The sequence below is a fragment of the Flavobacterium azizsancarii genome (assembly GCF_027980145.1).
In the GTDB taxonomy this organism is placed as follows: Bacteria; Bacteroidota; Bacteroidia; order Flavobacteriales; family Flavobacteriaceae; genus Flavobacterium; species Flavobacterium azizsancarii.
This window is the reverse complement of record NZ_JAMZNK010000019.1, coordinates 21,940-44,479: the sequence shown is the minus strand read 5'-3', so window position 1 is coordinate 44,479 and position 22,540 is coordinate 21,940. Positions and strand designations below refer to the sequence as shown.

The window sequence follows — 22,540 nt, the reverse complement described above, 5'->3', positions numbered from 1 at the left end:
AAAAATCCGTAAAAATCCGCGTTAGAATATCCGTAAAATCCGCGTTTCATTATGCTAGCACTTATTGACAACAAATATCAAATAGACTTATCAAAACCCATTGATATTTCGATTCCGTTAACGAATACAGACGAAAACCCGATTGCCTGGTATATTGAAAAACCAGTTATTGAACCCGTAGTTTTTGGAGATTGGATTGGTAAAGTTTCTGAAGGAAAATCATCGACGAATTTCAATAATATTTTCTTTAATCCGCACGGGCATGGAACGCACACGGAATGTTTAGGGCATATTACGACTGATTTCTATAGTATTAATCAAACGTTGATACAATTTTTCTTTTTTGCAAAATTGATTACGGTTGAACCGGAAAAGATTGGAGATGATTTGGTGATTACTAAAAGTCAAGTTAAAAAAGAAATGCATACTTCGACTCCGCTCAGTGTGACAAATGCTTCGACTTCGCTCAGTCTGGCAAAACCTGAAGCTATTATTATCAGAACGCTTCCCAATCAAAAAGACAAAAAGTCAAGAAAATATTCGAATACAAATCCTCCTTATTTATCTGAAGAAGCAGCGATTTTTATCCGCGAAAGCGAAATTCAGCATTTATTAATCGATTTGCCAAGTGTAGACAAAGAACATGACGAAGGAAAATTACTGGCACACAAAGCATTCTGGAATGTAAAAGACACTTTAAACTTAAACGCTGATGCCAGATTAAATGCGACAATTACCGAAATGATTTATGTTTCTGATGAAATCGAAGATGGAGATTATATTCTAAATCTTCAAATCGCATCGTTTGAAAATGACGCAAGCCCGTCAAAACCTATTTTATATAAGATTTAAAGTTTGCCACGAATTTCACTAATTTGTACTAATTTTTTACATGCTTGCAAAAAAAAATGATTCATGAAAATTAGTGAAATTCGTGGCAAAAAAAACAACTATGATTACAGTATCTAAAGATAAAACTAAACTTGACGTTCCGTTCATTCAAAACTTTTTGAAGAATATTTATTGGGCCGCAGGAAGAACTATTGAAGAAGTTCAAACTACTATTGATGCTTCAGTTTGTTTTGGAATTTACTTAAATGGTAAACAAATTGGCTTTGCCAGAGTCATTACAGACTATGTCGTTTTTGGATATGTAATGGATGTTTTTATTACCAAAGAACATCGCGGAAAAGGATATTCATCTATTTTGATCGAAAATATGATGAACGAACCAGTTCTTAAAAATATTCAAATTTGGAGATTAGCCACAACTGATGCTCATTTTTTATATCGTAAATTTGGTTTTACTGCTCTGGAACATCCTGAAAAATTAATGGAGAAAAAACTATGATGAAAACAGTTATTAAACTCGAAGAATTAAGTTTATTTATTCTTGGGATTTTTTTATTCAATCGTTTAAATTTTGAATGGTGGTGGTTTTTAGTTTTAATTTTAACCCCGGATTTATCAATGCTTGGCTACCTCTTCGGCAACAAAAGCGGAGCATTTTTTTACAACGTATTTCATCATAAAGGAATTGCACTTTTAGTTTATGCTACAGGATACTATTTAAGTATTGAAACGATTCAGTTAGCCGGGATTATTTTATTTTCGCATTCGGCAATGGATCGGATTTTTGGTTACGGATTGAAATATGAAAAAGGTTTTAAATACACTCATTTAGGTGAAATTGGCAAATAAGAAATGATATGAATCTAGAAACATTTTACGAATATTGTCTTTCGAAGAAAGGCGCGAGCGAGCATTTTCCTTTTGACGAAAATACTTTGGTTTTTAAAGTTGGCGGAAAAATATTTGCATTATCTTCCTTATCTCAGTGGGAGAAAAGCGAACCATCAGTCAATTTAAAGTGCGATCCGGAACGCGCTCAGGAATTAAGAGCGGAATATGACGAGATAAAACCCGGATTTCATATGAGCAAAGTACACTGGAACACGATTGCCTTAAACGGGAATTTATCAAATACTTTAGTCAAAGAATTGATCGATCATTCGTATGAATTGGTTTTCAAAAGTTTGACAAAGAAAATTCAGAATGAAATTATTGAATTAGAAAATTAGGCATTACATTTGCATCGTAAGATAAAAAACTTAACAACTCAATTAATTTGCAACTTAGCAACTTATAGAACATGAAAGAACAATTTAAAAAATTTCTGAACGAAGAACAAGATCCAAAAGCGATTGAAAAAATCACTTCGAAACTCCATGATTTATTGATGAAAGGTGAAGAAATTGGATATATTGCCGTTCAAAAAAAACCGGCAATTACTGTTTTTCCTGATAGTATTGTATTAACAAACAAACGAATCATTATTTGCCAGCCTAAAAATTTAGGTCTTTCAATGGATTTTACAGATTACACCTGGGACAATGTTGCCGGTGCTTTTGTAAAAGAAAACATTTTAGGTTCAGAATTCTCATTTAATACCAATACTGATTTATCAATTTCGATTGATTACATTCCGAAAATTCAGGCCAGAAAAATATATACTTACGCGAAAGAGCAGTTAGATTTAATAAAAAATCCAATTGTTGCCGAAACACCAGTTGTAGAAACTGCACAAGTTATTGAAGAAGAAGATGATATTGAAGAAGTTGAAGAGGAAGTTGAAGAAGTTGACACGGAGGAAGTAACAAATTTTGCTGAAATTATGCCAGCTACTACTCCATCGTATACGGAAACATATGAGCCAATTCAACCTGCTCAACCTACCACAGGCGATCGTAAATTAAGTGATTTATCTAAAGAAGAACTTTTTGATAAATTACAGAATTACAAAAAATTGCTTGATAATGGATTGATCATGCAAGGAGAATATGATGTTTACAAAAAAGAAATATTGAGTTATATGTAAATTTTTCTAACCGCAAAGAACGCAAAGTTTTACGCAAGGTTCGCAAAATTATAAAAGAAAAAAACCATCAGTTGTACTGATGGTTTTTTTATGCTTTTCTTCACGTGCTTTGCGTAAAACTTAGCGTTCTTTGCGGTTAAACTCTCTACAAAGTTGCTTTCTGCTTTTCTACAAAACTATTCGATTGCAATTCTAATAACTCTGTTGCATTTTTTCGTTGCAGATCGTACAGATTTTTATCTTCGGCGATATCAGCGTATACTTTATCGTGCATCGCTGCACTAGTTTTTACCAATAATTCACGTTGGTATTTATTTTGTGCCAAAGTCGCTTTCATTGCAGTTTCGGCTTCTTCCTGTTTAAAATCGAATTCCCCTTTTGGCGCTAGTAATTTTGCTATAATGGGAGAAGTTTCGATTGCTAAAAACAATAACATGATAAAGAATGACGGCAACCATGGTAATTTATCCAAAGCGTTTATACGTGCCATTAAACCATCAAAACCTTCAATAATAGGTTGTGTTTGAGATACTTTTTTATCTAAATCGGCTTGTAATTGTGTACCTGTTTTCTCTTTCTCAGCAATTTTAGCTTCATTAGCCGTTTTTAGAGTTGCAAATTCTTTTAATGCAGCATCGTGTTTCTCACGCTTTTCTTTATAAACCGGACCTTTACCCAGTTTTTTAGTTCCGGTAGTTCCTTCGGCTTCTGTGATATAAGTAGAATAAAGTGCATTTACTTCTTTTTCTTTATTCAGAATATCTCCTTTCAAAGCTGCAATCTCGCCTTTATTTTTATCTAAATCTGATTTGAAGTAATTACCTACTTGCTTTTTGTTCGCCAATTCCATTTCATTTTTCTCTTTTAATAAAACGGTATTGATTTCTTTTTCGAAAATTTTAATTTCCAAAGGTTTAGAAATTACAATGGCAATAATGACAGCCAACATAATTCGAGGTGTCGCTTGTAGAAATTCATCAAAAAAGCGATCTCTTTTTTTGATAGTCGAAACGATAAATCGGTCTAGATTAAAGATTAACAAACTCCATACAAACCCAAAAGCTACAGCTGGATAAACAGAGTCAAAAACCGTAAAAAGTGCGTAGGCACTGGCTAAGAAAGCCATAACTGCTGTAAAGAATACGGTGGCGCCAATACCAACATATTTGGTTTGTTCGCCTTCTGAGCAACTTTCGAGTACGTCTCGATCAGCCCCAGAACATAGGATGAAAAATTGTTTCAACATGATTGATGATTTTTGATTGTGATTGATAGGGCAAATTTAGAGCCAAAAAATTAAAAATGAGCTAAATAGTTGATTTCTTTTTATTTGACTCTATAAAAAATCCTTTTTTATTAAATGTTATTTTAACATTAATTTATTTCTAATGTTAGAGAAAACCATAACATTATGTTAATTTTTTTCAACGTCTTTAATAACATTAAGGTTCTAGTTTCGCAAAAAACAAACTAAAACACAATGAAGAAAATTTATTTAGTAGTAATATTTATGCTATTGGCCTTTTCAGGTTATGCTCAAAAAGCGATAATCTCAGGAAAAGTATTAGATATTGACGATAAACTTCCTCTGCCGGGAGCAATGATCCAGATTGTTGGTGAAAACAAATACACGGTTTCAGATTACAATGGTCGTTTCGAATTATTAAACATTAATGTTGGAACATATAAAGTAGAAGTAAAATACATTGGTTATAATGCCACAACTCACGAAATCATTGTAGAACAAGGTAAAAATAATGTGATTGATTTTGCGCTTAAAACTTCAGGAACAGAGTTGAACGAAGTAGTTGTTGGAGACATTTTAAAAGGTCAGGCAAAAGCATTAAACCAACAAAAGAACAGTAAAAATATCGGAAATATCATTTCATCTGATCAAATGGGGCGTTTTCCTGATGCCAACGTTGGAGATGCTTTAAAACGTGTTCCGGGTATCACAATGCAAAATGATCAGGGTGAAGCTCGTAATATTATTATTAGAGGTTTAGCTCCATCTCTGAACTCAGTAACTTTAAATGGCGACCGAATTCCTTCTGCAGAAGGCGATAACAGAAACGTACAAATGGACTTAATTCCGTCTGATATGATTTCGACTATTGAAGTCAACAAAACGTTGACTCCTGACATGGATGCAGATGCAATTGGTGGTTCTGTAAATCTCGTAACAAGAGCAACTCCTAATGGCGAAAGAATCTCTGCAACTCTTGCAGGAGGTTATATGCCAATTCGCGAACATGCGACTTATACAGCAGGTTTAGTTTACGGAAATCGCTTTTTTGACAATAAATTAGGTGCTGTTTTTAGCGGATCATACAATAACGTAAATTACGGATCTGACAATATCGAAAACGAATGGGTAAAAGATAAATTTGGTAATGAATATCTGCAAGCTTCAGAAATTAGAAAATATGATGTACAACGTATTCGCCGCAGCGGTTCTGTAGCTTTAGACTATAAATTTGATGAAAACAATACTATTTTCGCTAATGCCATTTACAACTGGAGAGACGACAGAGAAAATCGTTTCAGAACTACATATGATGATATTGCCCCTATTTATAATGGTGAAGAAATTACAGGATTTAAAGGTCGTGTAAAACGTCAGACAAAAGGAGGAATTGATAATGATCGTGATAAAAACAGAAGATTAGAAGATCAACGCGTTCAGAATTACTCGATTCGCGGAGAACATTTAATCAATTCTAAACTTGATCTAGACTGGTCTGCCAATTATGCAAAAGCAAGGGAATATCGCCCTGGAGAACGTTATATCGAATACCGTCAAAAAGGATTAGAAATGACTCAGGATTTATCAGATATCAGATTTCCTTTAATTACAACAACTGGAGAATCTCTGGATAAGTTCAAATTTCAAACGGCTACAGAAAACACAAATGAAACCAGCGAAAGCGAATTTGGAGCAAAATTAAATATCCGTTTTCCTTTTACAATTATTCCTTCTGAAAAAGGAAGATTGAGAACCGGACTTAGACTTCGATTGAAAGAAAAAGAAAGAGAAAATAACTTTTATGCTTACGAGCCAGTCAATAGTGACATGGCATTATTATCACAAGTTCCAACCAGTTATTACGATGGTACAAACTTTAATCCGGGAAGCAAATATGTTCCGGGAAGTTTTGCTTCTGCAAGTTTCTTAGGAAGTCTTGATTTAAACAACGCAGCATTATTCAAAAAATCATCAGATCCTTCAGAATTTTTAGCCGTAAACTATAATGCAAAAGAAAGTATTTATGCTGCTTATGTAAGATGGGATCAGGATTTTAATGATAAACTGTCTATGGTTTTAGGTTTCAGAGTAGAGAACACTCATATTGATTATACCGGAAATCGGGTATTAGACGAAGAAGAATTAGAGAGCGAGATCAATACTAAAAATTCGTATACTAATTTATTGCCTAGTATCTCTTTGCAATATAATGCTACTAAAGATTTAGTCTTAAGAGCTGCTGTTACAACGGCATTGGCAAGACCTGATTATTATGCATTGGCTCCGTATGTAAACAATATTGCTGCTGATAAAGCAATTACAGCCGGAAATCCAGATCTTGATGCAACATATTCATACAATTACGACTTCATGGCCGAGAATTATTTCAAATCTGTTGGTTTAATTTCAGGAGGTGTTTTCTACAAAAAATTAGACAATTTCATATATAATTATAGTGACAATCAATATGATGCTGCAAAATTTGCTGCTGATTTCCCAAATCAGTCCAACCCAATTCCGGCTGGCGAAAACTGGTCATTCTTGCAATCAAGAAACGGAGATACTGTTGACGTATATGGCTTTGAATTTGCTTTTCAGCGTCAGTTAGATTTCCTTCCGGGGAAATTTCTTAAAGGATTTGGTATCTATTTGAATTACACGTACACAAAATCGAAAGCAAAAGGTATTGCGGATGAAGACGGAAACGAAAGAAATAACATCAGTCTTCCGGGAACAACTCCCCACATGTTCAACGCATCATTGTCCTGGGAAAACAAACGTTTTTCTGCCAGAATTTCAACCAACTTTACTTCAGATTATTTAGATGAATTAGGTTCTGAATCTTATAAAGACAGTTACTACGATAAGCAATTTTTTCTGGATGCAAATGCTTCTTTCAAAATTACTCGCAAACTTAGACTTTTTGCCGAAGCAAACAATTTAACCAATCAGCCTTTGCGCTACTATCAAGGAGTTAAAGACCACACTAAACAAGCAGAATATTACCAGGCCAGATATAATTTTGGCTTGAAACTCGACTTGTAACAATCAATTTATAAATTTCTTAAATTAGGCAGAACTTAACGGTTCTGTCTAATTTCATTCAACTAAAATCATAATGAAAAATAAATCAATTCTTTCCTTTTTACTTTTAAGTACCTTATTCATCGCTTGCAAAGACGACAAACTTGCTCCCGCTGCTGCAAATGCTGTAAAACCAACTGTTGTTACTGAAGCTTTGCCGCATGATACTGATGATCCTGCAATTTGGATTCATCCAACAGATGCTTCTAAAAGTATTATTGTTGGAACTGATAAAGATACAGATGGTGCTTTGTATGCTTTTGATTTAAAGGGAAAAATCATTGCAAAATCAGAAGTTTTAAAGCGTCCCAACAATGTTGATATCGCTTACGGCTTAATAATCGACGGAAAAAAAACAGACGTTGCCGTAACTACAGAACGCGAATCAAACAAAATAAGAGTTTTCAGTTTACCTGATTTAAAAGCAATAGACAATGGCGGAATTTCCGTTTTTGAAGGCGAAGAACTACGCGACCCAATGGGAATTGCTTTGTACACACGTTCAAGTGATCACAAAATATTTGCTATTGTAGGCAGAAAATCAGGACCATCCGGAAGTTACTTATGGCAATATGAACTTTCTGGAAACGGTAAATTTGCTACGGCAAAAGTGGTTCGTAAGTTTGGCGCTTACAGCGGAAAGAAAGAAATCGAAGCCATTGCCGTTGATAACGAATTAGGAACTGTTTTGTATTGCGACGAACAATTCGGAATCAGAAAATACAAAGCAGATCCCGCCTTAAACGACAACAAAGAATTGGCACTTTTTGGAAAAACAGGATTCAAAGCAGATAACGAAGGTATTGCGATTTACAAAAAAACAGATTCTACAGGATATATTTTAGTATCAAATCAGCAGGCGAATACTTTTATGGTGTATCCAAGAGAAGGTGCAAAAGGCAATCCGAACGATTATCCTTTATTAGCAGAAATTCCAACATCGACTATTGAATGCGATGGTGCCGATGTAACAAATATCAATTTAGGCGGAAGTTTTAAAAATGGTCTTTTCGTAGCCATGAGCAACGGAATGACGTTTCACTATTACGCATGGGATTTGATCCAGAAACGTATCGACGACGCTAAGAAATAGTTTTTTTTGTTTCAGGTTTCAAGTTTCAGGTTCAACCTAAAACTTGAAACTTGAAACTTGAAACTTGAAACTTGAAACTTGAAACTTGAAACTTGAAACTTGAAACTTGAAACCAACAAAAAAGCTGTTCATCACTGAACAGCTTTTTTTAGTTTGAATTAGTAATCTTCCTTATTCTGTAATCGGTGCGCCAGCTAAAATTTCAGCGTTGGCAAACTCTTCAAATTTGGCGAAATTAGCTTTGAATTTCTGGGCCAATTCAAGTGCTTTTTTATCGTATAGCTCAGGATCTTCCCAAGTATTTCTTGGATCTAAAATTTCACTTGGAACATTAGGACAACTTTCCGGTTGTGCAATTCCAAATACTTTATGATTTTTAAATTCTACATTATCCAGTTCTCCGTTTAATGCAGCAGTAATCATGGCGCGGGTATATTTTAGTTTCATACGGCTTCCTGTTCCGTAAGGACCACCTGTCCATCCTGTATTGATTAACCAAACTTTTACATCAGCATCTTCCATTTTCTTGGTTAGCATTTCTGCGTAACGTGTTGGATGCAAAGGCATAAACGGCGCTCCAAAACAAGCCGAAAAATTAGGCTGTGGTTCTGTAACTCCTGCCTCTGTTCCGGCAACTTTAGCCGTATATCCTGAGATAAAATAGTAAGCCGCTTGTCCAGGAGTCAGTTTTGAGATTGGAGGCAAGATTCCAAAAGAATCAGCCGTTAAGAAAAATATATTTTTAGGATTGTGCCCGATAGAACCAGGCTGAATATTATCGATATGTGTTATTGGGTAACTTACACGTGTATTCTGAGTGATTGAAACATCATCATAATCAACTTCATTGGTTCCCGGTTTGAAAACTACATTTTCTAAAAGTGCTCCTTTTTTGATCGCTCTAAAAATGTCCGGTTCATGCTCTTCTGTCAGATTGATTACTTTTGCATAACAACCACCTTCAAAGTTAAAAACCGTATTTTCTGCAGTCCATCCGTGCTCATCGTCTCCAATTAACTTACGTGCAGGATCTGCTGATAAAGTTGTTTTTCCGGTTCCTGATAATCCAAAGAAAATTGCAGTGTCACCAGCTTCTCCAACATTGGCACTACAATGCATTGGTAAAGTATCTTTGAAAACCGGCAAGATGAAATTTAAAGCAGAGAAAATTCCCTTTTTCATTTCTCCTGTATAACCTGTTCCACCAATAAGAGCTACTTTTTTAGTAAAATCTAAAATGGCAAAATTAGATTGACGTGTTCCGTCTACAACAGGATCTGCCATAAAACTTGGAGCACAAATTACTGTCCATTCCGGAGTAAAATTAGCCAACTCTGAATCTTCTGGTCTTAAGAACATATTGTAACAAAACAAATTCGACCAGGCCGTTTCTGTAACAACACGAACATTTAATCTATAATTAGGATCGGCACAAACATAAGAATCGCGAACAAAGACTTCTTTGTTAGATAAAAACTGTGTTACCTTATTATATAATTTTTCAAAAGCAGCTGGTTCAAAAGGAATATTTACATTTCCCCACCAAACTTGATCCTCTGTAATACCATCTCTTACAATATAGCGATCCTGAGGAGAACGCCCTGTAAATTCACCTGTATTAATTGCCAATGCGCCTGTAGAATTCTCAACACCTTGACCTGATTGCAAAGTGATCGCATGCAATTCATCAGCAGATAATTGGTAACGAACTTTTGCATTTTCAATCCCTAACTCATTTAGCGAAATCGATTGCGAGAAAACTGTGTGACTGTCCATAAATTTTTAGTTGTGTGTGATAATTTATAAGAAGCAAAATTACAGATTTATTATCAATCCTCTAAAAATATTTAAAATTCACTTTTATTTATATCAATAAAGCAAAATTTTATCTTTAAAATCAATTAAACAAAAAAATAACCGCCTCTAATTTGTTTTCTTATAATCCATTAAATGAATTTGTTATATTATTTACGAATTAAAGTAAAAAACAAGACAAATTCACATAAATAAGATTATATGTTATTTATGAGACAAAATTAAAGATTAATTTTCAGATAGAATTTTTTATTCGGGATTTTATGATTTTCTCTTCAAAATCGCAATAAATAATACCGCCCAAGCAATAATTAATAAAAAACCTCCTAAAGGAGTTGCGAATACGATAATTTTAAAATCGAAGACTGTAAGACTTTTTGTTGCCAATAAATAGATAGAACCACTAAAAAGAAGTACTCCTGCAACCACTAAATTATAGATCGTTTTTAAGGTTTTTTCGGCAATATCTTTTCTTGTAGAAAGAAAAAGTAAAAACAGAGCATGGTACATTTGGTAGCGAACTCCAACTTCAAAAGTATTTAACTCTTCTATAGATAAATATTTTTTCAGTAAATGCGCGCCAAAAGCGCCCAAAATGATTGATAACATTCCCATGAAAGCTGCTGCTAAAACAATTTTTCTTTTCATAATTTCTATACTTTTTATTCTCTAACAAAAATACCTCAATACATTTTAAAAAGCATTTTTGTTAGCAAAAATCTTTTCAGGAAAAAGAAATTCATTACATTTTGGCTTTAAAATAAAATATACAACATTTATGTAAAATTAAAATTGTTATATATTTAACAATTTAATATATTTGTGTGATAAATTTAAAATATGAGAAGCATTTTAATTATTGGAGCCGGTAGATCTGCCTCTTCGCTGATACGTTATTTACTATCAAAATCAGAGAGCGAAAACCTGCATATTGTTGTAGCGGATCTGTCTTTGGCCTTAGCCGAAAAAAAGACACAGCATCATCCCAATGCGACTCCACTTGCTTTGAATATTTTTGATACCGAAGAAAGAAAATCAGCGATAGAAAAAGCATCAATAGTTATATCAATGTTGCCTGCTCATTTGCATATCGAAATCGCAAGAGATTGTCTTGAGTTTAAAAAACACCTTGTAACCGCTTCTTATATAAGTGATGCCATGCAAGCACTAGATGAAGAAGCAAAGAAAAGCAATCTTATTTTCATGAACGAAATTGGTCTTGATCCCGGAATCGATCACATGAGCGCCATGAAGGTTATTGATGAAATAAGATCTAAAGGTGGTAATATGCTGCTTTTTGAATCCTTTTGCGGAGGATTAGTCGCTCCGGAATGTGATAACAATCTTTGGAATTATAAATTTACCTGGGCACCCAGAAATGTAGTTTTGGCCGGACAAGGCGGTGCAGCAAAATTTATTCAGGAAGGTACTTATAAATATATTCCATACGGAACTGTTTTTCGCAGAACTGAATTTCTCGAGGTTGAAGGTTACGGAAAATTTGAAGCCTATTCGAATCGGGATTCCCTCAAATACAGATCGATTTATGGCTTAGACGATATCCTGACTTTGTATCGCGGAACAATTAGAAGAGTGGGATATTCGAAAGCATGGAATATGTTTGTGCAATTAGGGATGACGGATGACAGTTATATCATGGAAGATTCTGAAAACATGAGTTACCGCCAGTTTGTAAATTCATTTTTGCCGTATCACCCAACAGATTCCGTAGAAATTAAAACGCGCTTGATCTTAAAAATTGATCAGGACGATATTATGTGGGATAAACTTCTAGAACTGGATTTGTTCAATCCGGACAAAAAAGTGAATTTACCCAATGCAACTCCTGCCCAAATATTAGAGAAAATACTTTCAGACAGTTGGACTTTGGAACCTAATGACAAAGATATGATTGTCATGTATCACAAATTTGGATACATATTAAACGGCAAAAAAAAGCAAATAGATTCAAAAATGGTTTGTATTGGCGACGATCAAACTTATACTGCAATGGCAAAAACCGTTGGATTGCCGGTAGCCATGGCAACATTATTGATTTTGAATGGAAAGATTACAACTCCGGGCGTACAGCTTCCGATACGAAAAGAAGTTTATCAGCCAATTTTAAAAGAGTTAGAAGAATATGGGGTGATCTTTAATGAACAGGATATGCCCTATTTTGGATATAATCCAGACTTATTTTAAGCTCTGGTTTTGTTGTTTTTTTTTTAGAATTTTTTAGTTTTTAATTTTATCCGCTTCTACTCGCATAGAAGCGGATTTTTTTATTTAAAAGACAATTTAGATGGTTTTTAATTTCCAAAAATGGTTGGCGGGAAATCCATTTTCTGATATCTTCCCTTTACGACCTTATACTTTTTTGGTGTTTCGTTATCTTGAATTGTTATAGGCAAAGTGTACAGAACGCGAACTGGCTTACCCATTTCAGAGCCGGGATTCCATGCCGGAGAAAGTTTTAGAATTTTTATCGCTTCGTCTCCTATCCCGTAGCCTAAATCTTTTAGAATTTTAAATTCAGACAGGGTACCGTCTTTTTCTACCATAAATTCTATAACTATTTTTCCCTCAATTTTATTCTTTGAGGCTTCTTCTGGTATTTTAAAATTTTTTCCGATGAATTTATAAAACTCCGAAATTCCTCCTGGAAACTCAGGATTTTTCAGGATTGGATCCACACTTATTATATCGTCCGATGTTTTGATGGAATCAACTGAAGATCTTGGAGAAACTTTTTCATTTTGCCCCGCCATAGATCCCTGATTTTTATTTAGCGGAATCGCATTTTTTTCATCATTTAAAACAGCAGTTTTAGCACGATTCGTTTCAGTATTAGAACTGACTGCTTTCACTTCTGTTTTAGCTTCCTGTGCCACAGTTTTAACACATAAGAGAACTATTAAAGTTGTAAATACAGGAATAATAGCAATTTTTTTGAAGAACGCCTTGTTTTTTGAGGTGCTTTTTGTCATCATAATTAATCTTTTTTTAGTTACCAGATAATTTAAATTACTTGCCAGATAAATAGTTAGATTTCCATTTCCTTTTTCTAAAAGTAGTTTTTGATAAAATGAAACATTCTTATATTCTTTCACTATTTCCTGATCGGCAAGAAATTCGTGATTAAGCTGGATTGCTTTTTTATAAAAGATAAAGAGTGGGTTAAACCAAAAAATAATCTTTAAAAACTCAACAAACAAAATATCCAGCGTATGTTTTTGAGTTACATGAACCAATTCATGTGTGTACAATTCTTCTTCAATATTTCGGTTTTTATAATCATCAGAATTGACAAAAATGTAATTTAAAAAAGTATGCGGCAGGATTTTTTCATCAATCAAAACCAATTTCGAATTCTTAAAATCTACAACTGGATTTCTGTTCGATTTTGACAAAATATTCCAAATATTACTGCTAAATCTAATTGTCATTAAAAATGTGACTAATCCATACAAACCCCATAAAAAAATCATTATATAATCAATCTTCTCTTCACTTTGAATTTTAGTAATCCCAGCTTCATCTATACTGATTTGACTTGATAAATTCATTGGAACTTCTTTGATAATTTCGAATGAAACAAAAGGAACCACGAACGAAACTACAATCGAAAAAAGTAAAAAGAACCTATTAAATTGATGCATTTTTTCCCGCTCCAATATCAAATGATAAAAAATCAGGAAAACGCTTAAAGCAATCGTCGATTTTATAAAAAAGTCTGTCATTTTTTCTTTTTTTGAATTTCTGAATCGATTATTTTTCTAAGTTCTTCTAATTCCGAAGTCGACAAATTGGTTTCTTTCGTAAAAAAAGAAGCAAACTGCGATGCCGAATTATTAAAGAAACTGCTGATTAATCCGTTGACATGCTTTGAGAAATAAACGGTCTTTTCGACCAAAGGATAATATTCTCTCGAATTTCCGAATTCGTTATAGGCTACGAATTTCTTATCGATCATTCGTTTCAAAAGCGTTGCAACGGTTGTTGTTGCAGGCTTTGGTTCGGTATATGCTTCGAGCAAATCTTTCATAAAAGCTTTTTCAAGCTTCCAGAGATGCTCCATTAATTGTTCTTCTGAGTTTGATAATTGCATGTTTTTTATTTTTAAGGCACTAAGGTTCTGAGTTACTAAGTTGCTAAGTTTTTTTGCCACTGATTAGAATAATTAAAATAATTTTTCCTGTATGATTAAGATCAAATCTATATTCTATATTCTATATTCTATATTCTATATTCTTTATTCTTAAAAAAAATCCGCGCCAATCCGTTTAATCCGCAAAACCCGCGGGCTATTGTATTTCTTGTTCTGAAATCAAATTGCCGTTATTATAGTTTCTAATTTCGGTTAGTTTTCCTTTATCTGAATAAAACTTCCAATCTCCAAAATAGAACCAATGTGTTTCGACGGCATTAACTTCTATTTTTGTTTTTCCTTTTGATTGTAGTTTTCCGTTTTCATAGTAATATTTTACTTTACAGATTCCGTTTTTGTATTTCTCTGTCTTGTAGATTTTCCCGTTGATGTAGGATTTCCACTTTTTTACTGGTTCATCGTGTTTGTAATACTCGAATGATTTGTACGTAATACTATCCTGCTCATAAATATCAATCCAGGTGCCTTCTTTTTTCTTGTCAATTTTTTGATTTACTGGTTTGCTTTTGCAACCGTAAAGAATAATTCCGCAAAAAAATAATAAAAGAAGGTTTTTCATGTTTTTACAATTAACTCTACAAATGTGTATATTGCTCTACAAATGTAGAGATTAATTTTTAATGCGCAAAAAAAAGTTTTTTTGTTTCAAGTTTCAGGTTTCAAGCTACTTGCCAATTGAGCTTTCAATCTCCCTACAAGTTTGATGAACATTGAATAGACCCCAGATTTAGCTGGGGTTTAGAATGAATATAGAGAAAAATGGCTTTAGCCGAATAAATTCTAACATATTAAAAATATTTTGGCTAAAGCCAATTCCTTTATAAAACAAAAACTCCAGCTAAATTTGGAGCCTATTCAATTACGATGCTAAAACCTTTGCAACTTTAGACGCACTGCTGTGCGCCTCTACAAAAAACCTTTGTACCTTTGTACCTTTTTTTTTTAAACCTTTGAACCTCTCTAAGCGTTAGGGATAGGAGCGATATCCTTTTTGTTTTTTCTTTAAAAACAAAAAGATATAGCGGATAGCCCGGCCCGGAGGGAAACGCCCATAAAAAAATCCGCTTACTCATAAAGAATAAACGGATTTATATTTTGATACCTAACAGGTTTCTAAAACCTGTTAGGAAAATAAACTTTGTGTCTTAGTGCCTTCGTGGCAAACTATTTAGAAAGCTCTACGAAATATTTGTAAAACAACGGAATAGTTTCGATTCCTTTTAAGAAATTGAAGATCCCGAAGTGCTCGTTTGGCGAGTGAATCGCATCAGAATCTAAACCGAAGCCCATAAGAATGGTTTTGCTTTTTAGTTCTTTCTCAAACAACGCCACGATAGGAATACTTCCTCCGGAGCGAACCGGAATTGCGGGAACTCCAAAAGTTTCTGTATACGCTTTGTTTGCTGCTTGATATCCAATACTGTCAATTGGCGTAACATAACCTTGCCCTCCGTGATGTGGTGTTACTTTTACGGTAACTCCGGCCGGCGCAATGCTCGTGAAATGTTTAGTAAACAATTCTGTGATTTCATGCCAATCCTGATTTGGAACCAAACGCATGGAGATTTTAGCAAAAGCTTTGCTTGCAATCACCGTTTTTGCTCCTTCGCCTTGGTATCCGCCCCAAATTCCGTTTACGTCTAATGTTGGACGGATTGAGTTGCGTTCGTTGGTTACATATCCTTTTTCGCCGTAAACATCGTTTAGGTCTAAGGCTTTTTTATATTTTTCCAGGCTGAAAGGTGCTTTTGCCATTTCGGCTCTTTCTTCAAGTGATAATTCCTGTACGTTATCGTAGAAACCAGGAATTGTAATATGATTGTCTTCGTCGTGCAAAGAAGCGATCATTTTTGCCAAAACATTGATTGGGTTTGCCACTGCTCCACCGTATAATCCTGAATGTAAATCACGGTTAGGACCTGTAACTTCAACCTCTACATAACTTAAACCACGCAAACCTGTCGTGATCGACGGTTGCTGGTTCGAGATCATTCCGGTATCTGAAATAAGAATTACGTCGTTTTTTAGTTTTTCCTGATTGCGTTCTACAAACCAGGCCAAACTTGCTGAACCAACTTCTTCTTCGCCTTCGATCATGAATTTTACGTTACATGGCAAAGTATTGGTTTGCACCATAAGCTCTAAGGCTTTTACGTGCATGTACATTTGTCCTTTGTCATCGCAAGCTCCACGAGCAAAGATTGCGCCTTCCGGATGAATTTCGGTTTTTTTGATTACGGGTTCGAATGGTGGCGATGTCCATAATTCGATAGGATCCGGTGGTTGAACATCATAATGTCCGTAAACTAGAACTGTAGGTAGATTTGGGTCGATTATTTTCTCTCCATATATAATTGGATACCCAGGAGTATCGCAAATTTCGACTAAATCGCAACCTGCTTTTGATAAACTTTCCTTTACTGCCTCGGCAGTATCGATAACATCTTGCGAGTAAGCGGTGTCAGCACTTACCGACGGAATTTTTAATAATTCGATCAATTCGTTGATAAACCGATCTTTATGTTGTTGAACGTAAGACTTTATATTTTCCATTTCAATTATTTTTATAGAATTTCAAAAATACAAAAAAGAGAATTAATATTTTTTTTCAAAAATGCTTTGAAATATAGAACTTATGTTTATCTTTGCACCCACAATTGAGCGGATATGGTGAAATTGGTAGACATGCCAGACTTAGGATCTGGTGCCGCAAGGCGTGTAGGTTCGAGTCCTATTATCCGCACTGAAAAAAAGCTTCTGAGAAATCAGAAGCTTTTTTGTTTTACATACTTTTTATCTTTTTATTGCTAAAGTTGTTGATAAACAGATTACAACAATATCATATTTCTATTTTTGTGTTTCTGTTTTTGAAAGATAATTTTAAAGAAGAATAACTTCCTTTTCCTTTTTTGTATTTAGCAACTGATCGCAATTAAACCCAACACTTTGAACTCTTTATAAAAATTCCGGATAAATGATTTATTTTGTAGCGAGGTCCCGAAGCGTCGGGATCAATCCCTTGAAACGCAAAGCAACCCCAATATTTGTCATTCTGAAGAATGAGGAATCTTCACACGCTGAGCACGCACTGTTGTCGAGTTTCTTGCGGTGATTTCTCGTTCCTCGAAATGACAAACTGTGTTACTAATCAACATCTAAATTAAGAATCTAAAGCTTCGGCTAATTTATTGAGCCAATATTATTAATAAAAAAATAATTACTGTTGAAGCTCCTTAATAATATTATCTAATTCTTCTTTATTTTCGCGTTTCCCATTAAAAATATCCATTTCTCTTTGTGATTTAAACCATTCGAGGTCGTTAGTTTTAGTGGTATGGTTCCAGATCATTTCGTAATCATTCATGTATTTATATCTAATATAAATCACTCCGTTTTTTACAATATATTCTTGATGTTGTCTTTCTAAAACCCACTTTATATTTTTATAAAAATTTGGTGGAATTTCATTTGGCTTTGCAATTTTAAATAATTGATTATGAAATGTTTCTGAAAACAGTACTGGCCCATGCAAATCGTCATTTACAAGTACCGGACGAAGTTCCACATACCTGTTTTCCCAATAATAATAAGCTGAGCATAAAATAATTATAGTTACTAATCCTATGTATATTTTTTTTTTCATTTTTCTATTTCAATTTTATACTTAACCCTCCAAAAAATCCAGATTGAAAAGTTTTATTAAAACTTTGTTTCCATTGACTTCTCATTTCATAAGGTCTTGCCCCGCAATATTTTTCTACCAACAAAGCATCTGAATCGTTAACATATCCAAAACCATTGATATAAGCATTTGCTCCTTTGTGCCAGTCGTACCTATCCCACCAATAATGAATGATTGTTCCTGATAATACAAAATTATCTTTCTTTCTGGTAACTATAAAATTACCTTTTGAGGTTATTGTACTTGTACCACAAACATAATACAATTCACGAAAAATACCTCCAGTAAATTGACGCTGCAATTCATTAGTGTACTTTACATAATCTCCTTCTTTTGTTAATTTTTTATCAAAATTTTCAAGTCCAAGTCTTTCCTCAAAACGTTCAATATTTATATTCTCAGCAACAATAACTTCATTGTTGCCTCTAAGCCAATTAAAATCAATATTTTTTGTAAATCCCGTACCATCTAACCACCATTGCAAACAATCTGCCGCCATGTTAAAATTTCTTTGTCTGGATTTTTCAATCATTTCAAGATAATTCTTTTTTAACATCAAAGCTTTATCTCTATCATTCTGTTCAAGATAGAAATTTCTCGCCTTTGAGCTCCCTTGTTCATTCCAAAAAGGATCCCCAAATAAATTCTTATATTCTGAAGGAGCTAAATCAGTTTTTGTATTAAAAGTACTATTATTCATAAATTTTATATTATTTATTTAAGTAATTATTTACAAATGTATTAATTTTTAACTCCATAGATTTTTGAAATTCTTTTAAATGCAGAAATTTCTTCAATAATAATTTAATATTTGCCTTTACAAACCTGATTTCACTCAACATCTAAATAAGGATCTAAAGCTTCGGCTAATTTATTGAGCCAATAAAAATTATCTTCGATATTATTTATTTCAGATTCCATCGTTTCGCATCCTCGCATTACGCATAACGAAAGAGCATAATTTACTTCTCGTATTTTTTTTGCCATATCTTGAGGATCCATAACATCAATAAAAAAATCTTTTAGTCTTGTTTCAACTTCTTTGGACAGATGATTTTTGTTCATAATTTTAAAGTTTGAAAAGCAAAATTCTTCAAAACTTATTTGCATTTGAACTCATATATGCCTTCAACTTTAATTATTATTTTTGTATAGGCAAAAATCGTAAATTCATCATAATTTATTAGCCGTAAAGAAATGTTACGAACCTTCACAATAGAAAAACTTAAAAATCTTGATCTAACACAAAAATTAGCCATAGCAATTCCTGTTTTGTTCATCTTAAGCTGTTTAACAAAACGTTATATTGAGCGATTTAGATTTTCTACCGAATTTCGGTGGGTATATGAATATGGCAATTTTGGCACTTTAATTTTATGTATTTTTCTTGTGTTTTTTTCTTTTGCGAATTCTATTTTAGTTCTTAGGGATTTAAAAATAAAGCTATTACCAAAATTTTTATGGTTTTTATTAAGCTTATCAGTTTTTCTATACGTCGCAATTGCCTTAATAATTGCAATTTTTAGACAAGGATTAATCTTCGGCTAAAGCCTTTCCCTACAAAACATAAAAAAAACTCCAGCTAAAGCAGGAGGCTATTCATTTAATTTATCATTTCTAACCGCAAAGATGGATTAAAATCCATCCCTACAATATGTTTCGTTCCTCCGGAACTCTTTATAAAATTCCGCAAGAATGATTTATTTTGTAGCGAGGGATTTTAATCCCTTGGAGCGTAAAGTAACCACAATGTTGTCATTTAGAGGAATGAGAAATCTTGACAAGAAGCTCGGCAAAGATTAGATTCTCGTTGCAGATTACTTGCGGAGATTTGCTTCGCCTGTTCGCTATCGCTAGGCTCTCCTTTGTTGAAATGACAAATTAGACGAAAATATTATTATGAAATGATTGGCCTAGCCCCGATAGAAGTGGAAATCCTTTTGTGGCGGGGTTCGCCACAAAAGATTGTAACGGATAGCGGGATTAGCTCCTGAAAAAAAGTTGAAATTTTATTCTTCGGTTAGTAATTGAATTACCTTATCAACATTCACTTCGCTATAATCATTAATATAAAAATTACATGGCGGAAGTTGTTCTTTTGTATGTGTACTCAAAACGCCAACGACTTTCATTCCTGCATTTAGTCCCGCTGTAACGCCCGAAAAAGAATCTTCGAAAACAAGACAGTCAGACGGTGCAACTCCAACACGTTTTGCAGATTGCAAATATACTTCGGGATTTGGTTTATGAAACTTTACGTCTTCGCTTGACATTATAGAATCCATTTTGCCTTCGAATTTCAGTGCTCCCATAATCAAATCAAGATTGGCGCGCGGTGCCGATGTTGCAACAGCGGTTTTAAAACCACGAGATTTCAGTTCGCCTAAAAAATCCAAATAATGCGGGATCGTTTCGACTTTGTGTTTATAAATCTCACGAAACATTCCTTCTTTTTCATCCTCAAGCTTTGTAAGTTCTTCTCCGGCAATAGGACGTTTAAAGAAGTGCGACAGGATATAACTATTGTGTTTTCCGTACATATGTTCTTCGAACTCTTGTTCTGAGTGCGGAATTTGATATTTATCGAAAAATGCCTCGAAAGCTTTTGCATGATGCGGATTGGTGTGACAAATCACGCCATCCATATCAAAAATTACACATTGCTGCTTCATTGTATATTTTATTTTTTTAACGGTTGCAAGATAGGGCAATAAAGGGTTATTTCACAGAGATTCGCGGAGGTTTCTTGCAGAGATTCGCGGAGGTTTCTTGCAGAGATTCGCTGAGTTTTTTTTAAATCGCGCAAAGTCGCAGAGGCGCAAAGTTTTATTTATAGCCACAGATTTAAAAGATTAAAAGGATTTTTCACGCAGATTCTGCAGATTGAAGCAGATTTATTATTTGATTAATTATAATAATTATCTGCGCATATCTGCTTAAATCTTTTTAAATCTGCGTGAAACAAAAAAATTTGCGCGATTAATTTATCAGCCTATCCAAACCTTACTTTTCACCAATGTCATTGTTTGTCTTAGATGTTGATTGCACGCTATAAGGATAATCAAAACTACAAGGCCGTAACCTACGATGGTATAAATTTCCATATCGGCTAGTAAAGTCGATTGTTTGGTGATGGTTCCGAAGACTTTTTTTAAGGCAAGGGCATTCGACTCGTCAAGCGAATATCCTTTTGCAGCGAAAGTCTGCGCTGTTTTGGTGATTGTTTCCTGAGCTTGCGGATTATCGCCTGTTACGAATTGGCTTAGTTTGAGAAAGTGTTTTTTGTTTAAAAACACCATGGCATTCTGCATGACACAAAACCCAATCGTGCTTCCCCAAAAACGTCCTGAAACTCCGACAATTCCCGAAGAAACCGCCATTTTTGCAGGAACAGATGACGTGGTAAACAAGATCAACGGTACAAACAAAAAACCAACCCCAATACCTTGCAAAATATACGGAATGATAATATCTGATAGCGCGACATCTGGCACAAAAAGAAATGTAAACCAAAAATGAAATATGGCAATAAGCGAAAAACCCATTATAAAAATAAGCTTGGTCGAAACGGATTTCATTAGGAAATAAGCGGCCAGAATAAGCCCTATTACATTTCCTAATCCGTTGATGTATTGTACGCCGGCAACTCGGGACGGATCCCAGTTCCAGATCGAGAACATTGCCGAATGACAAAGACTCAACGTTGCCCTACTAATATAAAAGAGGAAGAACAATAAAAACCCAATTCGGAGATTGGCATATTTAAAGACTTCAAAATCAAAAGTGGGTCTTTTTACCAAAAGCTCTTTAAAAATAAATAATCCTCCTGTTATCAAGGCAATCATGAGCATTAGAACCATGTGTGAAGACTCAAACCAATATTTTTTTTCGGCATATACAAAAAAGTAAGCGCCACAGAGAATCGCCGTTAGAACCAAAATATAACTGATCCAGTCGATTTGATACAACGGAATTTTCTTTGTGATTCTGTGTCCGCGAAAAGTCACCAGGATCAAAAAGACATTCAAAACCTGAAGTCCGCCTGAAACATACAACATGTATTTCCAGTCGTAATGATCCAGAAACCAAACGGCAATATTCATAATAAAGGGCGTTGACAATAACAGCGAACCGTAATAAAAGGAGAAACCTATTATAATGGCATTTTTAGAATGAAACTGCTCGATTAGCAACTGTCTGATCGTAATTACCGGAAGTGCCATAAGGATTCCCTCGGCAACTCTGAGCAATAAAAATACATAAAAATTGGTAATATAGGCCGATGAAACAATCGTAATCCCAATGACAGAATATACCGCCATCAGGTAATTTTTTGCAGGGAAAAAACTCGAAAATCTACTTTCGATCAAAATCGTAGCCAGCAAAGTTCCGTACGTAACGCACATCGCAAACTGCAAATCCTCAGGCTCAATGTCAAGAAAACTTGCTGCGTAGGTTACGTTTGAAGTATAAACTCCTAATAAAATCATGGAATGCAGCAAACAGACAAACAAAATAATAATGATTGCCCATCTGGGAACCCAGGATTTAAAAATACTTTTATCTTCCAT

General features: G+C 34.2%; 20 protein-coding genes and 1 tRNA gene. 9 read left to right on the top strand and 12 right to left on the bottom strand.

Going from position 1 to position 22,540, the window contains the following annotated elements; genetic code table 11:
• Positions 1–51 precede the first annotated feature (51 nt).
• The 5 genes from NJT12_RS12845 (at position 52) to NJT12_RS12825 (ending at position 2,878) form a co-directional block, all read left to right on the top strand.
• Positions 52–852: a cyclase family protein gene (locus NJT12_RS12845; protein WP_271336317.1), complete on the top strand. Its 801-nt coding sequence runs from the start codon at positions 52–54 to the stop codon at positions 850–852.
• 100 nt (positions 853–952) lie between these two features.
• Positions 953–1,351 carry a GNAT family N-acetyltransferase gene (locus NJT12_RS12840; RefSeq protein WP_271336316.1) on the top strand — a complete coding sequence of 133 codons (399 nt, stop codon included), beginning with the start codon at positions 953–955 and terminating at the stop codon, positions 1,349–1,351.
• Positions 1,351–1,701 (top strand): DUF4260 domain-containing protein, encoded by a 351-nt coding sequence (locus NJT12_RS12835; RefSeq protein ID WP_271336362.1) that lies wholly within the window; start codon positions 1,351–1,353, stop codon positions 1,699–1,701. Before NJT12_RS12840 ends, NJT12_RS12835 begins: the two co-directional genes overlap by 1 nt.
• An 8-nt stretch (positions 1,702–1,709) precedes the next feature.
• Positions 1,710–2,081 (top strand): MmcQ/YjbR family DNA-binding protein, encoded by a 372-nt coding sequence (locus NJT12_RS12830; protein ID WP_271336315.1) that lies wholly within the window; start codon positions 1,710–1,712, stop codon positions 2,079–2,081.
• 71 nt (positions 2,082–2,152) lie between these two features.
• Entirely contained in the window at positions 2,153–2,878 is a 726-nt protein-coding gene (locus NJT12_RS12825; RefSeq protein ID WP_271336314.1) for a PH domain-containing protein, read from the top strand.
• A gap of 145 nt (positions 2,879–3,023) precedes the next feature.
• Here NJT12_RS12825 and NJT12_RS12820 read toward each other — a convergent pair whose 3' ends face one another.
• Positions 3,024–4,124, bottom strand: a complete 1,101-nt coding sequence (locus NJT12_RS12820) for a DUF4407 domain-containing protein (RefSeq protein ID WP_271336313.1) — start codon at positions 4,122–4,124, stop codon at positions 3,024–3,026.
• A 234-nt stretch (positions 4,125–4,358) separates the two neighbouring features.
• On the opposite strand from NJT12_RS12820, the gene NJT12_RS12815 reads away from it, so the two are divergent.
• Positions 4,359–7,169, top strand: a complete 2,811-nt coding sequence (locus tag NJT12_RS12815; RefSeq protein WP_271336312.1) for a TonB-dependent receptor — start codon at positions 4,359–4,361, stop codon at positions 7,167–7,169.
• A 73-nt stretch (positions 7,170–7,242) separates the two neighbouring features.
• A complete protein-coding gene (locus NJT12_RS12810; RefSeq protein WP_271336311.1) occupies positions 7,243–8,301 on the top strand; it encodes a phytase in 1,059 nt (352 codons plus the stop codon).
• Positions 8,302–8,472: 171 nt separating this feature from the next.
• Here NJT12_RS12810 and pckA read toward each other — a convergent pair whose 3' ends face one another.
• Together pckA and NJT12_RS12800 are read right to left on the bottom strand one after the other, a co-directional pair.
• Positions 8,473–10,077, bottom strand: coding sequence for a phosphoenolpyruvate carboxykinase (ATP) (gene pckA, locus NJT12_RS12805; RefSeq protein WP_271336310.1), 1,605 nt, complete (start codon positions 10,075–10,077; stop codon positions 8,473–8,475).
• Positions 10,078–10,377: 300 nt separating this feature from the next.
• A complete protein-coding gene (locus tag NJT12_RS12800; RefSeq protein WP_271336309.1) occupies positions 10,378–10,764 on the bottom strand; it encodes a DUF423 domain-containing protein in 387 nt (128 codons plus the stop codon).
• Positions 10,765–10,956: 192 nt separating this feature from the next.
• Between NJT12_RS12800 and NJT12_RS12795 the strand changes: the two genes are divergently transcribed.
• Positions 10,957–12,321 carry a saccharopine dehydrogenase family protein gene (locus tag NJT12_RS12795; RefSeq protein ID WP_271336308.1) on the top strand — a complete coding sequence of 455 codons (1,365 nt, stop codon included), beginning with the start codon at positions 10,957–10,959 and terminating at the stop codon, positions 12,319–12,321.
• Positions 12,322–12,428: 107 nt separating this feature from the next.
• On the opposite strand, the gene NJT12_RS12790 is transcribed toward NJT12_RS12795, so the two are convergent.
• The 4 genes from NJT12_RS12790 to NJT12_RS12775 all read right to left on the bottom strand — a co-directional run bounded on the left by NJT12_RS12790 (position 12,429) and on the right by NJT12_RS12775 (position 16,840).
• Positions 12,429–13,859, bottom strand: coding sequence for a M56 family metallopeptidase (locus NJT12_RS12790; protein WP_271336307.1), 1,431 nt, complete (start codon positions 13,857–13,859; stop codon positions 12,429–12,431).
• A complete protein-coding gene (locus tag NJT12_RS12785) occupies positions 13,856–14,227 on the bottom strand; it encodes a BlaI/MecI/CopY family transcriptional regulator (protein WP_271336306.1) in 372 nt (123 codons plus the stop codon). The genes NJT12_RS12790 and NJT12_RS12785 overlap by 4 nt, the downstream gene beginning before the upstream one ends.
• A 196-nt stretch (positions 14,228–14,423) precedes the next feature.
• Entirely contained in the window at positions 14,424–14,846 is a 423-nt protein-coding gene (locus NJT12_RS12780; protein WP_271336305.1) for a toxin-antitoxin system YwqK family antitoxin, read from the bottom strand.
• Positions 14,847–15,451: 605 nt separating this feature from the next.
• A complete protein-coding gene (locus NJT12_RS12775; protein ID WP_271336304.1) occupies positions 15,452–16,840 on the bottom strand; it encodes a dipeptidase in 1,389 nt (462 codons plus the stop codon).
• Positions 16,841–16,948: 108 nt separating this feature from the next.
• Here NJT12_RS12775 and NJT12_RS12770 point away from each other — a divergent pair.
• Positions 16,949–17,030, top strand: a tRNA-Leu gene (locus NJT12_RS12770).
• A 474-nt stretch (positions 17,031–17,504) separates the two neighbouring features.
• Here NJT12_RS12770 and NJT12_RS12765 read toward each other — a convergent pair.
• The 5 genes from NJT12_RS12765 to NJT12_RS12745 all read right to left on the bottom strand — a co-directional run bounded on the left by NJT12_RS12765 (position 17,505) and on the right by NJT12_RS12745 (position 22,540).
• On the bottom strand, positions 17,505–17,930 hold the full coding sequence (locus tag NJT12_RS12765; protein WP_271336303.1) for a hypothetical protein: 426 nt from the start codon (positions 17,928–17,930) through the stop codon (positions 17,505–17,507).
• Positions 17,931–17,934: 4 nt separating this feature from the next.
• The gene (locus NJT12_RS12760) at positions 17,935–18,669 is read right to left on the bottom strand and encodes a hypothetical protein (protein ID WP_271336302.1); all 735 of its coding nucleotides are present in this window, start codon (positions 18,667–18,669) and stop codon (positions 17,935–17,937) included.
• Between the two features lie 131 nt (positions 18,670–18,800).
• Positions 18,801–19,034: a hypothetical protein gene (locus NJT12_RS12755; RefSeq protein ID WP_271336301.1), complete on the bottom strand. Its 234-nt coding sequence runs from the start codon at positions 19,032–19,034 to the stop codon at positions 18,801–18,803.
• 944 nt (positions 19,035–19,978) lie between these two features.
• Positions 19,979–20,641 carry an HAD family hydrolase gene (locus NJT12_RS12750; protein ID WP_271336300.1) on the bottom strand — a complete coding sequence of 221 codons (663 nt, stop codon included), beginning with the start codon at positions 20,639–20,641 and terminating at the stop codon, positions 19,979–19,981.
• Between the two features lie 315 nt (positions 20,642–20,956).
• The gene (locus NJT12_RS12745; RefSeq protein ID WP_271336298.1) at positions 20,957–22,540 is read right to left on the bottom strand and encodes an MFS transporter; all 1,584 of its coding nucleotides are present in this window, start codon (positions 22,538–22,540) and stop codon (positions 20,957–20,959) included.